This is a genomic window from Pontibacter chinhatensis (assembly GCF_900113285.1).
GTDB lineage: Bacteria > Bacteroidota > Bacteroidia > Cytophagales > Hymenobacteraceae > Pontibacter > Pontibacter chinhatensis.
Genome location: NZ_FOOT01000004.1, coordinates 226,935 through 240,905 on the forward strand (window position 1 = coordinate 226,935; position 13,971 = coordinate 240,905).

Sequence of the window (13,971 nt, forward strand, 5' to 3'; positions counted from 1 at the left end):
TCCGTCCCAGAAAGGAAGTTTAAGCATCTGGATACTTCCGCCGCTCTATAGACTTGATAGCTGTACCAGGCCGATTGTATTCCTCTCCTCTTCTTAATTCTATAGCTATGAAAAATTTTTATTTGGTTTCCCTCCTTCTCCTCTCCATCACTTTCATGTCATGTGATGACGATGATGAGTCAAACTCAATCCAACCAACAGACACGGAGCAACCGGAGTTAAACATTACGACTACTCTAGGCATTGATACTTTCCTGATAATTGAGAGCATCGAGTTAAAGATTAAAGTAGAAGACAATATGGGGATTAAGGATACACGGGTATACCTTGCCGATCCTGAAGGCACCAGAAGTATGGTCTTAGAGCGAACTGAACCTTATCTTCGCAATGCATTCAGGGAGTTGGATGTGAGCATTCCATTAGGTAAAGACTCCCCTACCGGAACCTACACAGTAATGGTGGAGGCCGTAGATCAGGCACAAAATATGGTAAAAGACTCAACCACGGTTACTGTGCACGCGTCTGCGCTGGGCCGATCCGAGTTTAGCCGGATTGTCTCCAACATAAATAATATAACCGTTCTGCATGCCATGGATTGGTTCGGTTATAATTTAATGGAAGGGATTCAGTTTAATGAGGCTGCGTTTAACCTCGGGTTCTTTCTTATAGCCAATACAAACCTTGTGGCAACTGAAAGGGACTTTGCCATTTCTCACACCGAATGGGAAAACTTCGTAACAGATTTCAATGTGGAAGGTGAGGATTGGGCAACATGGGATGCGGACAAGGACAACTTGCTGAACAATGTTGAGTTTGACCAGATGCTTAGCAAGCTAAACCTCTTCTCGGAATGGGATACAGACAAAAATGCCCTGATAAAAGGTGAGGAACTGGGAAGCGGCATATTCGACCATTGGGATAACAACCAAGACGGGTTGTTAACCAGATATGAGTATATGGATAAGTTCTATACCTACCTGGATCGCTGATGAACGGAGAGGGCCTTTAACGTCAAGGCTAAAGTGTAAGCCTTATACTCAAACTGTCGCTTCTGAGCCTTCTACAACGCCAGATAGGGCTTGATTTTCTCATACAGCTCCGCCGTTACCAGCTTCACCTGCCGCACGTCTTCCAGTTGCCCATACTTGCCGTGCTGCTCGCGGTAAGCCACGATGGCGCGAGCCACATTAGAGGAGATGTAGGGGTGGGTGCGCAGTTCATCGGCGGTGGAGGCGTTTATGCTTAGCTGCTGCAGCGTGTTGCTTTTCGGAACAAAAGTATACTTGTGAAGGCTATCCACCACCTCCGGCTGCAGGCCGTACACCTCGCGCAGCTGCTCCATGCTATGAAAGCCGCCCAGGCCATTTCGATACTTCACGATGCGGGCCGACAGTTTGCTGCCAATGCCCCAGATTTGCTTGAGCTGCGTAGTATCGGCGGTGTTGATGTTGAAGGGAGCAAGTATGAATTTCTCCCGCTTTTTGGTATGCCACTCCGGTTGCGGCGTGGGCCGCGAGGATGCCATACTTTCTGAGCGTTTATACTTAGAAGGGCGCTCTACGGGCAGCTCGATGTAGGGGTGCAGCCGCTGGAAAACAGAATCCGGCATGCCGTAGATGCGGCCCAGCTCGGCCTTATAGGTCAGGTCGCCTACTTTGCTGCGGTAATTGAGGATGCGCTGCGCCAGGTACTTCGGCAAGCCAAAGGCCTGCCACTCCTCCACGGTCAGTTGGTTAGGGTTAAAAGGCCGCAACGCCACCGTGGTCACTTTATACTTTGGATCGGGCTGGGCTGCCTCCAGCTGTGCCACCAGGCTATCAAGCAACTGGCGGTCCTGGGTAGAGGTAAACCCGGGCTCCGAAGTATACATCCTGCCTAAAAGAAAAGGTGCTGCCAAAAGCAGCACCAGTAAGGTGAGTAGCACCAGAAACGCATTTACCTCGCGCTGCGAAAAGCCAAAGTTCCTACGTATCCAGTGCTTTATGTTGTTCATCTATAGACGTTACGGTGTTGCCTGCCGGTCCGGGTCATCGTCGTTGTCGAGGTATGAGTCCGGTTCGGGTTTAGGCGGCGCATTGAGCACGCGCATGAAAAAGTATATCATTAAGCCGGTAACCAGTAGCATGGTTCCGAGCATCACAACAAGCGCAGATGTATTCATAGTTTCCTAAATTCTTCCTTCTCTAACTCTTTTTTTATACGCCATGTAAACCAAAGCCGCTATGCCCAGGAACACGGATATCAACAGTATACGCGAGGCGTTGACGAAGAACAGCGTTTCCTGCAGCTGCTCTATTATGGCCGGGTCGGTGGCCTCTGCCAGTTGGCGCTTCAGGCTGGAGTTCTTAATCTTGTTGATGATGGAGCTGTCGTCCAGCACCCAGTCACCGGAAAGTGCCTTGCCCCAGTCGCCACCTTTTGGTGTTACCAGCGAGCCAATGAACACCCATAGCAGCAGCACCGGCGTCACGAACTTAATAATAAACTTGTAGATATCCGGCACCTTGATATCGGCCCCGGAGTTAATCTCGCGCCAGCCTCTGTCCATACCGAATACCCAGGCAAACAGGATGGTCTCGACGAGGGCAAACACCACCAGCGACACCGTGCCGGCCCAGTAATCGTACTCGTCGAACACGCCGTAGTGGAAGAATAGCACTGTTGGCATCCCCAGTATCAAAACGATCAGGCCGAAAGACCAGGCAGCCGGCTTGCGCTTCCAGTTAAATTCATCCTGCAGGAAGCCGATCCAGGGCGTACCCATGGCCAGTGAGGAGGTGATACCTGCAAAGAACAGCAGGCCAAACCACATCACACCGGCAATGGCGCCCAGCACCTCGCCCCACTGCGTAAACAGGAACGGCAGTGTTTTGAAGGCCAGCCCCAGGCCGCCCTGCTGCACCAGCTCCTGCACGCGGTCGATGCCCAGGTAACCGATGGAGATCGGGATAAGGATAGAAGCACCCAGCACCACCTCCACGAACTCGTTCATCCAGCCAGCCGACATAGCGTTCAACGCAATATCATCTTTGGATCGCACGTAGGAGGCATAGCAATGGATGGTGCCCATCCCCACTGAAAGGGTGAAGAAGATTTGCCCGGCAGCTGCCAGCCAAACCGTAGGCGACCACAACTGGGTGTAGTCCGGCGTCCACAGGAAGTTGAGGCCTACAGCGCTATCGAACGAGGCGCCCGCCTCTCCGGCCTTGATGGTAAAGCCTTTGTAGGCCAGGAACATACCGAATACAATCAGCAAGGGCATGCCGATTTTAGCCACACGCTCCACACCTCCTGACAGGCCTTTGGACAGAATCCAGGTGTTGAGCAGCAGGCAGAGGATGTAGAAAACCACGGCCTCATAGGGTATGCCCAAAGTAGAGTCTCCGATGCTAACGTAAGTATCGAAGAAAGAAGCTACGCCTTCCTGGTCAAGGCCGTTGAATGTTCCAAGGATGGAGTGGAACACGTAAGAGAGCGTCCAGGACTCGAGGTAGCAGTAGTAAGCGGCCACCGCAATGTTAGTCCAGATACCGAACACGCCAATGTATTTCCAAAGGCGGTGTTTGCCCATGGTATCCACAATGTAAGGAGTGGAATGGTTTCCGAAGCGGCCCCCGAAGCGGCCCATCGACCACTCAATCCAGAGCAGCGGAATGCCCATCACCAAAAAACAGACCAGGTAAGGGATAATGAAGGCGCCACCGCCGTTCTGCACCGCCTGCACCGGGAAGCGCAGGAAATTACCGAGACCTACGGCATTACCGGCCATCGCCAGGATCAGACCGACGCGTGAGCCCCAGGATTCTTTGTTAGCACTCATAAAGTAAGGTAGAAGTGTTTAGTTAGTTTAGTTTGCTAAGGTGATAGTATTAAAAGTAAGGTGTTGTAAGGTTATCGTATCGGCTATGTTAATTGAATTTAAAGGCACAATATATATAAAGCTTCTGATAGTGCATAGAGAATCATATATATTTAAAGTGATGGCTGCCAGCCTGTAGGCCATGGGCAGACTGGCAGCCATCTACCAAGAGTACTGTGGTGTTAGTTAGCGGCCTGCTCAGCTACCATGCGAATGCCCTCCGCGAAAGTATGCGGACGATAGCCCAGCTCGGTTTCGGCTTTGCGGATGATAAAGCCGGTTCGGGCAGGGCGCTTGGCAGGCTGCGAGAAAGTACTGCCGTCAGCCTTCTCTATCAGGGATTTATCCAGGCTGAAGTAATCGGCTACCTGCAGGGCCATGTCGTAAGGGGTGAGCATCTCGGAGCCGGAGATGTGGAAGATGCCCTCGGCGTCTTTCTCGGCGGCCAGCCAGCAGCCCATGGCCAGATCCTCAGCCAGCGTTGGCGTTCGGAACTGGTCGGTTACCACCTTTATCACCTTGCCCGCCTGCAGGCTGTCGCGCACCCAAAGCACAATGTTGGTGCGGCCCTGGTCGTTCACGACGCCATACACCAGCACGGTGCGAAGTATAGCCCACTTGCAATTAGCCTGCTTCACGATCTCCTCGGCCATCAGCTTGGTCTCCCCGTAGAAGTTCACCGGTTTGCCTTCGGCTGTTTCGTCGTACGGGCCATTCTCCCCATCAAAGATAAAGTCGGTGCTTACGTGGATGAGGTGCACGTTATACTTTTCGCAGGCATTTACCAAGTACTGCACGGCATCGCGGTTCAGCAGCAGGGCACCCTCGCGGTCGTTCTCGCACTGGTCCACATTGGTCATGGCGGCGGTATGGATGATATGGGTGGGGCGAAACTCGCTTACCACCTGCTCTACCTGCTCCGGGTTGGTCACGTCCATACTCCGGAACGGCAGCGTGGGGTACAGTTCAGCCAGTTTGTTTTCGCCTCGGCTGGTGGCTAGCAGCTCGACATCCTGCTTTGGCAGCAGTAGTTCGGCCAGTTTCTGGCCCAGCAGCCCGTTAGAGCCTGTTATAAGTATGCGCTTCATGGGGTGTTATTTCTCCAGTGTCTGGGTGTTGTAGTTGTAGTTATACTTTTTGGCAATCTTTTTCTTCTTCATGTTCTCCACGGTCACTTTCATCCTGATATCGGAAAGCGGGCGATCGCGGCCGTCCGTGGGCTGCTCGGCAATCTTGTCGACTATATCCAGGCCATCCACCACCTGCCCGAACACGGTGTACACATCGTCCAGCATGGGGGTGCCGTTATGGTTCTCCACGATGTAAAACTGCGAGCCGCTGCTGGCGCGGGTAGGGTTTACGTGGTCTCCCTGCCGGGCAGCGGCCACGGCACCACGCACATGCTTATGGGCCGGCACAATCTCGGCAGGCACGGTATAGCCGGGATTGCCGGATCCGTCATTGCGCGGGTCGTCGTCTTTGGTGTTCGGGTCGCCGCCCTGTATCATAAAGCCATCTATGACCCTATGGAAGGTAGTGCCGTCGTAAAAGCCTTCTTTCGCCAGCTTCAGGAAGTTGGCCTTGTGTTGCGGCGTATCGTCGAAGAGCAGCAGTTTAATTTCTCCCTGCGGCGTGGAGATGGTTACCAGTTGGTCGTTGCCTTTGGGCTTTTGGGCCAGCACCGCCAGTGGCAGGGCAAGGGCCAAAAGCAGTGCGGCCGCTACGTTTTTGAGCATCCTCATACTTCTGTTTGGTTATACACTTTATGGTTTGCAGGCCGGTATCCTGACCAGCAGAATCTCAAATTTAAATCTTTTTAGCACTTGTTTATACTTTGTGCCGGTTTCTGTAGCCCTAGCGGCACATGGCAAGTATAGCACAGTATGTTCAACGGCTAAAACAGCACTTCTATATTGAATTATCTTAATTTTTTACTGAACTGACAGAGGCAATTTAGCCTGAAACTTTACATTGGCAGCAGAAAAAATTAAATTTAAGGGAAGCAACTAATCAACTAACTCACCTTAATGAAGAAATTCCCACTCGCTGCAGCGCTTAGTCTGGGGGCCTGTAGCAACCTTTTTGCCCAGACCAACACCATAACTGTAGACGAAAAAATAGACGCTGCCATTGGCCCGGCGGCACAGTTTATCTCTGATATTATTTTCTATGAGCTGCCGGTGGCAGGCTATGGCATCCCGCTGATACTGGTGTGGCTGCTGGCCGGAGCCCTGTTCTTTACCGTGTACCTTGGCTTCATCAACATCAGGGGCTTCCGGTATGCATTGGATATTGTGCGGGGCAAGTATAACCAGGCCGACGCTCCCGGCGAGGTTTCGCACTTCCAGGCGCTGACAGCCGCTGTGTCGGGCACGGTAGGCCTGGGTAACATTGCCGGCGTGGCCATTGCCATTTCCCTGGGCGGCCCCGGCGCCACGTTCTGGATGATTATGGCGGGTTTACTGGGCATGTCTACTAAATTCGTTTCCTGCACGCTGGGGGTAAAGTATAGAGACAACCACGCCGACGGCACCGTGTCCGGAGGGCCGATGCACTACCTGAACAAGGGTATGAAGGAGCGTGGCATGGCCGGGCTGGGTAAGTTCCTGGCCGCTTTTTTTGCCATCATGTGTATTGGCGGGGCTATCGGGGCTGGCAACATGTTCCAGATAAACCAGGCGACGCAGCAGTTTGTGGCCGTAACGGGCGGCGAGGCCGGCTCCTGGTTCGGACAAGGCAATGCCTGGATTTTTGGGTTGATTATGGCGGTGCTGGTGGGCTTGGTTATACTTGGCGGCATGAAGAGCATTGCCCGCGTAACCGAAAAAGTGGTGCCCCTGATGTGCGCCATTTACATCATAGCCGCCACCGTTGTGCTTATTTCTAACTTTAAACTCATTCCTGGCGCCTTTACCGCTATCTTTGAGGGGGCCTTCTCTACCTCAGCAGTAGGCGGTGGCTTGGTAGGCGTCATGATTCAGGGATTACGCCGCGGCATGTTCTCCAACGAGGCGGGTATCGGCTCGGCCTCCATCGCGCACTCAGCCGTTAAGACTAATGTACCTGTAACCGAAGGGTTTGTGGCCTCGCTGGAGCCGTTCATAGACACCGTCATCGTTTGCACCATGACAGCGCTGGTGATTGTGGTAACAGGAGCATACCAGCTGGATGCGGCTGGTGACGGCATTGCGCTCACCTCCACGGCCTTTGCTACCGTCATAGACTGGTTCCCAATTGTGCTGGCCGCCGCGGTTATACTTTTCGCCTTCTCCACCATGATTACCTGGTCTTACTACGGCCTCAAGTCCTGGACATACCTTTTCGGCAACACTAAAACCACCAACATCAGCTTTAAAGTAATTTTCTGCGCCTTTGTGGTGCTGGGTGCGCCCATGCAGCTGGGCAGCGTAGTGGCCTTTTCGGATGCCATGCTGTTTGCCATGAGCATCCCGAACATGGTGGGACTTTACATGATGGCCCCTACCGTAAAGCGCGAAATGCAGGATTTCCTGGCCTACGCCCGGTCTGATAACAATAAGCCACTTACCAAAGAGGCTGTAAAAACAGAGGCTGAGGCTACTAATGCTTAACAGCCCGAGCTGTACTGGTCATCGGCTAAAAGTAGGAAAGGGAGTACCTGCAGTGCTGGATCTGCACCTTCCCTAGGAACCAACTATTAGGACATAAGTCAATTGCTGCTTCAAGTTTGCAACTTGGAGCTTTTATGGGACCAGTTTTCAACTGGCGAAAGTATAAAATGCCAGCTATACGTACGCTCGCGAGCTAAGAATAGGCCTCATTGGTGCTCCAAGCCGGAATCCCAAAGTGTAAAAATGCCGCTGCTATACTGGTCTCCTAAGCGCAGGTCCTAAGAACATGGGGTAGGGAGTTCTGCAGTACCGGGTCCAACCACCCCCAACCCCTCCTTGTCTAAGGCGGGGAGCCTGTAGTTACTGGTGCTGAAGTATAAGTTTTATAGTTACTGGCATCTCGCAGACAGGTCGCGACCTGTCCCTACAAAGTATAAACCCACCCCTTGCCCCTCCCTAAAGGGGAATTTATGCTTACCGCACTCTTTGTCATCTCGAGCTGCGCGAGAGATCTATCGGGAATCTTATTTAGATCTCTCCCTATGGTCGAGATGACAGTAATGGCCGTAGCTATCGAACTTGTTCCCAGCCTTTGGGTTAAGCGCCTCGAGAGGTTCCGGTGACGAGTGTGAGCGAGGCATTGCGACGTCAGGAGCAAAGGAAGCGAAAGCAGCGCGATGCCCGAAGGCGAGGCCTCTCGGGCTTGAGAGCTCCAAAGCCAGAGATGAAACGAGACGCTTATGGGAACTAGAGGATGAACGGTAGCTAGAAAGGATAGCTTGTGTCAAGAGGAAGGAAGCGGCGGCTATGGAAGTATAAACCGGGAAGTATAATTTATGAGGACTTGGAAGCCCGCAGCAGCTTAAGTTCCGGACAAGGATGTTCGAAACAGCGGAATAGTCTGAGTTTAAAGTATAGCCAAAGCAAGTATGGCTCTGTGCCCACTCGGATTGCAAATCCGAGAACGTAGGAAGGCACGGGTTGCAAACCCGCGCCAGCGACAATAGTCTCTTTAAAGTATAAAAGCCGGTCTAACTGCGCGCTGCAGCCAAACCGGCTTTTTACTATCAGATTAAAGAAGTATACTTTCTCAGCAACGTGCCGGGTTAATTACTCCTCTCTCTCGGCTCTTATACTTTTCAGGATCTTATCCCCGCCCTGGCCCAGGATGATGTTGGCAAGTTGCTCACCCATTTTCTCCGCGTCTGCCGTGGGCCCTTCCAGCGTTTCCTGCAGCAGCGTTTGTCCATCCAGGCTCACGATACCACCGGTTATAGTCATACCATTCTCTGCAAGCCTTGCCAGGGTAAACGAAGGAATGCTGCAGCCACCCTCCATGGTACGCAGGAAAGCGCGCTCAGCCAGCAGGCAGATGTGGGTGTCCGGGTGGTCCAGGGCTTCTTTCAGCACTTTCTTCAGCTCAGGCTCCAGGTTTCTGGCGCACTCTATGTTCACGCTTCCTTGTCCGGCTGCGGGCACAAACGTGAGCTCCGGAAAGGTATACACCACCAGGTCGTCAAACCCTACGCGGTGCACACCGGCGTAGGCCAGCATCAGGGCGTCCATCCCCTGCTCCTCCAGCTTGCGCAGGCGCGTCTGCAGGTTCCCTCTCGACTCCACCGTGGTCACGTTCGGGTAGTACTGCTTCAGCAGGGCCTTGCGGCGTGTGGAGGAGGTACCAATCACGGCTTTACTATCGCGCTCCAGCTTGAAATCCGGGTTCAGGGAGAGCAGCACATCATTCACTTTCTCGCGCTCCATAAAAGCCAGCAGCTCCAGGTCGTCGGGGATGGTGGACTGCACGTCCTTGGCGCTGTGCACGGCAATCTCCACTTCGCCGTTGCGCAGCGCTATTTCCAGCTCTTCGGTAAAAACGCCCTTGGAGCCCAGCTTGTCCAGCGACTTATCCAGGATCTGGTCGCCCTTGGTGCTGAAGACCACAATCTCGGTTTTAAAGCCAACGGCCTGTAATTTTTCGGCGGCGGAGTTAGCCTGCCAAAGGGCCAGGACACTTCCCCGTGTGCCGATGCGTATGGTTCTGTCTGTTAGATTCTCTGCCATGTTATACTTTCTGTGAGGCTGCGCTTATACGTTATACTTCGCGCCTTGCCCCTGTTTATACTTCCCCTGCAGGGAAGCCTCTGTCTATACTTTCATGCGAAGTTAACCTTTATGCAGGTAACCGGCAATTTGCAGTGAGCTATCCACGAACACCATCTTCGGGTTGGCGTTCCGCTCGATGTGGTAATGCGCCTGGTTGAGCTCCTCGGAAAGCTCCCCGCCGTTGTTGCCCGTTATCACCTTGGAGAACTTCTGTACAAAGTCCAGCTCGGTGGGCGGCAGGAAGGCTATCAGCGAGGCGTCCACGCCATACAGCATGACCTTGCGCAGCAGGTTGAGGGCATAGAGGAGGAAGTTCTTCTGGTTCTCGCGGCCCATGGCCTGGAACTTATCGCTCATCTCCACCAGCTCGTTCACCTTGCGGCTGTAGCAGTGGCGCATCCACTCGGTAAAGAAGGTAAAATAGTCGCTGCTGATCTCACTGGTGAGCTTGGCGGCTGCGTTCAGGTTGCCCTCCGCCAGCTGCGCTATCTGGCCGGCGCGGGCATCATCGAGGTTATAGGTTTGCTGCAGGTGCTGCACCACCTCCTGCTCTGTGAAATGGCGCACCTGCAGGATCTGGGTGCGCGAGGTGATGGTGGCCAGCAGTTTCTCGGCTGCCTGCGCCACCAGCAGAAACAATGTCTGGGCCGGCGGCTCCTCCAGCAGCTTCAGCAGGGCGTTGGCCGCCGAGGGGTGCATCAGCTCGGGCAGCCAGATGACCACAATCTTGTAGTTGCCCTCAAAAGCCTTCAGCGATACCAGCTTTACGAGTTGGCGACTTTCGTCTTTGGAGATAATTCCTTGCTTGTTTTCCGCCCCGATGTGCTGCATCCACTCGTTCAGGCCCTGGTAGGGACTGGCAAGTATAAACTCGCGCCACTCGTTCATGAACCTGCTGCTCAGCGCATCCTTGCTCACAGACTTGGTGGCCGTTACCGGCATCACGAAGTTAAAGTCCGGGTGCACCAGTTTGTTCATCTTCACGCAGCTGCCGCATGTTCCACATGAATCATCCGCTTGCTTAGCTTCGCAGTTGATGTAGGTGGCGTAGGCCAGCGCCAGCGCCAGGTTGGCGCTTCCCTCCTGCCCCAGGAACAGCTGCGCATGAGCCACATGGTTCTGCTGCACCGATTTAAGCAGGAGCTGTTTCGTTTCCTGATGCCCTATGATCTGTGAAAACCGCACGTTTGGAGTTAAGCGTTATGAGTTGAGACTTAGTACAAAGATAAAAGACAAAGGACAAAAGACAGCATTGCCAGGCAACTCCTTTGTCTTTTGTCCTTTAATCTTATGTGTGGCAAGGAATGTTATACTTTACTCTTCCCAATCGCGGTACTGCTCGCCCTGCTCAAAAATGTGTTGAAAGATGGCTTGGTCTGTTTCGCTGAAATGCAGGTTCCGGCGGCACATGATTTTTTCGGCCAACTCGGTGGCTTTGGGTAATTTAAAGGTTACAAACCCATCGGCGCCGCCCCAGCTAAACGAGGGGATAAAGTGCGGCGGGAAACCAGCCCCAAAGATGTTGGCGCTCACGCCCACCACCGTGCCCGTGTTAAACATGGTGTTGATGCCGCACTTGCTGTGGTCGCCCATGATGAGGCCGCAGAACTGCTGCCCGGAGCCCTTCAGGGCGCCCGCCCGGTAGTTCCATACTTTCACCTCGGCGTAGTTGTTCTTCAGGTTGGAGGTATTGGTATCGGCACCGATGTTGATCCACTCGCCCAGCACCGAGTTGCCCAGGTAGCCCTCGTGGCCCTTGTTGGTATAGCCAAATATAACGGAGGCCGCCACCTCGCCGCCCACCTTGCAGAAAGGCCCGATGCTCACGTCGCCGCGCATTTTGCCGCCCACGTTCACGTTGCTCTCCTCGCCCAGCGAGAAAGGCCCCTTGATAATGGCACCCTCGTGCACCTGCGCGTTCTTGCCCAGGTAAATCGGCCCGTTCTCGGCATTCAGGATGGCGGCGCGTATCTTCACGCCTTCTTCTATAAAGATGTTCTCCTCGTTATAGACCATGGTGTACTTGTCGCCGACGGGCTGACTTTGGCGGCCTTCGGTCACCACTGCAAAATCGCTGCGGATCTGGTTGCCGTTCTGCAGGAAAATATCCCACACCTGGCGGATAACGGTGCAGCTGTCGTGCATCTTCCGGCTGGCGGGAGTATGAGCGGCTAGCTCGTCCGGCGTATCGAAAGCAGGCGCATCACTGTTGAAGGCAAGGAGCAGCTCCTGCTGGTACAATGCCTCACCCGGCTTCAGTTCCCGCACGGCCTGCACCAGCTCCGCATCCGGCAGCGCGGCGCCGTTGATGTACAGGTTCTGGCTACCGGTGCCGGTCTTTTTATACTTTGGCTGCAGGTAAGGCTGCGTCAGGAAAGCGACGGGACTGCCCAGGCGTTTTGCCCATTTCTCTGCGATGGTAAGTATACCCACGCGCACTCCGGCCACAGGTCTGGTAAAAGTCAGCGGCAGCAGGTCCTGCCGGATAATCGGGCCATCGAAAAGGATGATATTCATACTGCAAAAGTATAAGTTTTCTCCCAAAATACGGCACATTCGCCATCCTCCGCGGTAGTATTTCAGGATTAACTAGCAAGAATACGTTTAACGCCACGCGTGTACGTACAACAGCAGAGCCTCGCCCAAATAAAATTTAGGGAACGGCCAAAAGCAAAAAAGTCTCCCCGATAAGCATCAGGAAGACTTTTCTGTTGAAACGTTTTAACCGGAGTAGGCCGCTTATTTTTTCTTGTAGCGCGTGTTGAATTTCTCCACACGACCAGCGGTGTCCACGAAGATGTTCTTACCAGTGTAAAACGGGTGAGAAGCAGAAGAAACCTCTACTTTGATTACAGGATACTCTTTACCATCCTCCCAAGTGATTGTCTCGTCAGACGTCATTGTAGAACGTGTGAGGAATTTGAAATCACTTGTCATATCCTGGAAAACCACCTGTCTGTACTCTGGGTGAATGCCTTTTTTCATTATCGTAAACGTTATTTAACCTTAATTTCTGAATCGGACTGCAAATTTAACAAGATAATCTGAAAGTAAAACGCTATAGGCCAAATTATTTTATGCAGCAAGGCAAAAGCAGCGACCAATGCAATTATCTTTATAAATTTGCCCCGGCGGTAGGGTTGCCGCGCCATCAAAAGCCAGAACCAACATCCCATGACAGCACAACAAAAGCAGCAGAGCCTGATACTGGACCGCACACAGATAGAGCAAAAGGTAAAGCGCATTGCCTACGAGATTTACGAGCGCAACTTTGAGGAGCAGGAGTTGGTGCTGGCCGGCATTTACCCTAACGGCTATACCTTGGCCGAGCGCCTAGCCGAGCAGCTGCGCCAAATTTCACCTATTCAGCCGCAGCTGGTAAAAGTATCCCTCAACAAAGATTACCCGCTGGAGGAGCCGGTACAGCTAAGCCCAGAAAACTTGCCCCTGGAAGGCAAGACAGTGGTACTGGTGGATGATGTGCTAAATACCGGCAAGACACTGGCCTATACGCTGGATATTTTTCTCTCGCACAGCCCCAAGAAGGTGGAAGTAGCCACCCTGATAGACCGCCACCACCCGCTCTACCCGATTGCTGCCACATACACAGGCTACTCGCTGGCCACCACCCTGCGCGAGCGCGTACAGGTAGTGCTGCAGCCTGATGAGGTAGCCGCGTATTTGCTGTAAACCTCCCCTACCCCCTGCTAAGAACAGGAGGGGAATGACATTTTTGCCATTATTGATGTATCCTACCAATCCCTGAATACTATAAATCATAGTCCATGAAAAAACTCTGCTTTGCCACCAACAACCGCCACAAGCTAGCCGAGGTAAGCCAGATGCTGGAAGGCAAGTATGAGCTGCTGACCCTGCAGGACATTGGCTGTCACGAGGAGCTGGCAGAGGATCAGGACACGCTGGAGGGCAACTCGCACCAGAAGGCGGCCTATGTATGGGACAACTACCACGTGAGCTGCTTTGCCGACGACACCGGCCTGGAGGTGGAGGCGCTGAATGGGGCACCAGGTGTCTACTCGGCGCGCTATGCCGGCCCGCAGCGCTCCGATGCCGATAACATAAACAAGCTGCTGCAAAGCCTACAGGGGCAGGAGAACCGCCGCGCCCGCTTCCGCACCAGCATCACCCTCATCCTGGATGGCCAGCAGCACCAGTTTGAAGGCATCGTAACAGGAAGTATAGCTACTGAGTGGAAGGGCGACAAAGGCTTTGGTTACGACCCGGTTTTCATTCCGGAGGGCCACGACCGCACCTTTGCCCAGATGAGCGCCGAGGAGAAAAATGCCATTAGCCACCGTGGCCGCGCCACCCAGGAACTCGTGCGCTTCCTCAAGAGCCTGGAAGTATAAAAATACCCTCTGGGAGTAGCCAAATACTCGCTAAAGTCTTAATTTTGTG

At 53.3% G+C, this 13,971-nt stretch carries 13 protein-coding genes; 4 read left to right on the plus strand and 9 right to left on the minus strand.

Going from position 1 to position 13,971, the window contains the following annotated elements; genetic code table 11:
* Nucleotides 1–107: 107 nt before the first annotated feature.
* Complete coding sequence (locus tag BM040_RS12980; RefSeq protein ID WP_092102038.1) at nucleotides 108–989, plus strand: hypothetical protein; 882 nt, start codon at nucleotides 108–110, stop codon at nucleotides 987–989.
* Between the two features lie 71 nt (nucleotides 990–1,060).
* Here BM040_RS12980 and BM040_RS12985 read toward each other — a convergent pair whose 3' ends face one another.
* From BM040_RS12985 to BM040_RS13000, 5 genes are all read right to left on the minus strand, one after another.
* On the minus strand, nucleotides 1,061–1,993 hold the full coding sequence (locus BM040_RS12985) for a ComEA family DNA-binding protein (protein ID WP_092102041.1): 933 nt from the start codon (nucleotides 1,991–1,993) through the stop codon (nucleotides 1,061–1,063).
* Between the two features lie 9 nt (nucleotides 1,994–2,002).
* Nucleotides 2,003–2,161 carry a hypothetical protein gene (locus tag BM040_RS21775; protein WP_175491064.1) on the minus strand — a complete coding sequence of 53 codons (159 nt, stop codon included), beginning with the start codon at nucleotides 2,159–2,161 and terminating at the stop codon, nucleotides 2,003–2,005.
* Nucleotides 2,162–2,167: 6 nt separating this feature from the next.
* Nucleotides 2,168–3,820 carry a sodium-dependent transporter gene (locus BM040_RS12990; protein WP_092102044.1) on the minus strand — a complete coding sequence of 551 codons (1,653 nt, stop codon included), beginning with the start codon at nucleotides 3,818–3,820 and terminating at the stop codon, nucleotides 2,168–2,170.
* Between the two features lie 221 nt (nucleotides 3,821–4,041).
* Nucleotides 4,042–4,947 carry an SDR family oxidoreductase gene (locus BM040_RS12995; protein WP_092102047.1) on the minus strand — a complete coding sequence of 302 codons (906 nt, stop codon included), beginning with the start codon at nucleotides 4,945–4,947 and terminating at the stop codon, nucleotides 4,042–4,044.
* A gap of 6 nt (nucleotides 4,948–4,953) precedes the next feature.
* The gene (locus tag BM040_RS13000; protein WP_092102050.1) at nucleotides 4,954–5,601 is read right to left on the minus strand and encodes a peptidylprolyl isomerase; all 648 of its coding nucleotides are present in this window, start codon (nucleotides 5,599–5,601) and stop codon (nucleotides 4,954–4,956) included.
* 285 nt (nucleotides 5,602–5,886) lie between these two features.
* Between BM040_RS13000 and BM040_RS13005 the strand changes: the two genes are divergently transcribed.
* Nucleotides 5,887–7,449 carry an alanine/glycine:cation symporter family protein gene (locus BM040_RS13005; RefSeq protein WP_092102053.1) on the plus strand — a complete coding sequence of 521 codons (1,563 nt, stop codon included), beginning with the start codon at nucleotides 5,887–5,889 and terminating at the stop codon, nucleotides 7,447–7,449.
* A 1,110-nt stretch (nucleotides 7,450–8,559) separates the two neighbouring features.
* Here the strand turns inward: BM040_RS13005 and hemC are convergent.
* The 4 genes from hemC to BM040_RS13025 all read right to left on the minus strand — a co-directional run bounded on the left by hemC (nucleotide 8,560) and on the right by BM040_RS13025 (nucleotide 12,537).
* On the minus strand, nucleotides 8,560–9,510 hold the full coding sequence (gene hemC, locus BM040_RS13010) for a hydroxymethylbilane synthase (protein WP_092102056.1): 951 nt from the start codon (nucleotides 9,508–9,510) through the stop codon (nucleotides 8,560–8,562).
* Nucleotides 9,511–9,612: 102 nt separating this feature from the next.
* The gene (locus BM040_RS13015) at nucleotides 9,613–10,737 is read right to left on the minus strand and encodes a DNA polymerase III subunit (protein WP_092102059.1); all 1,125 of its coding nucleotides are present in this window, start codon (nucleotides 10,735–10,737) and stop codon (nucleotides 9,613–9,615) included.
* 129 nt (nucleotides 10,738–10,866) lie between these two features.
* Nucleotides 10,867–12,069: a GlmU family protein gene (locus BM040_RS13020; protein ID WP_092102063.1), complete on the minus strand. Its 1,203-nt coding sequence runs from the start codon at nucleotides 12,067–12,069 to the stop codon at nucleotides 10,867–10,869.
* A gap of 222 nt (nucleotides 12,070–12,291) precedes the next feature.
* Nucleotides 12,292–12,537, minus strand: coding sequence for a type B 50S ribosomal protein L31 (locus BM040_RS13025; RefSeq protein ID WP_092102066.1), 246 nt, complete (start codon nucleotides 12,535–12,537; stop codon nucleotides 12,292–12,294).
* Between the two features lie 189 nt (nucleotides 12,538–12,726).
* Between BM040_RS13025 and BM040_RS13035 the strand changes: the two genes are divergently transcribed.
* Nucleotides 12,727–13,242, plus strand: a complete 516-nt coding sequence (locus BM040_RS13035) for a phosphoribosyltransferase family protein (RefSeq protein WP_092102072.1) — start codon at nucleotides 12,727–12,729, stop codon at nucleotides 13,240–13,242.
* Nucleotides 13,243–13,337: 95 nt separating this feature from the next.
* The gene (locus BM040_RS13040) at nucleotides 13,338–13,922 is read left to right on the plus strand and encodes a non-canonical purine NTP diphosphatase (RefSeq protein WP_092102074.1); all 585 of its coding nucleotides are present in this window, start codon (nucleotides 13,338–13,340) and stop codon (nucleotides 13,920–13,922) included.
* Nucleotides 13,923–13,971 lie beyond the last annotated feature (49 nt).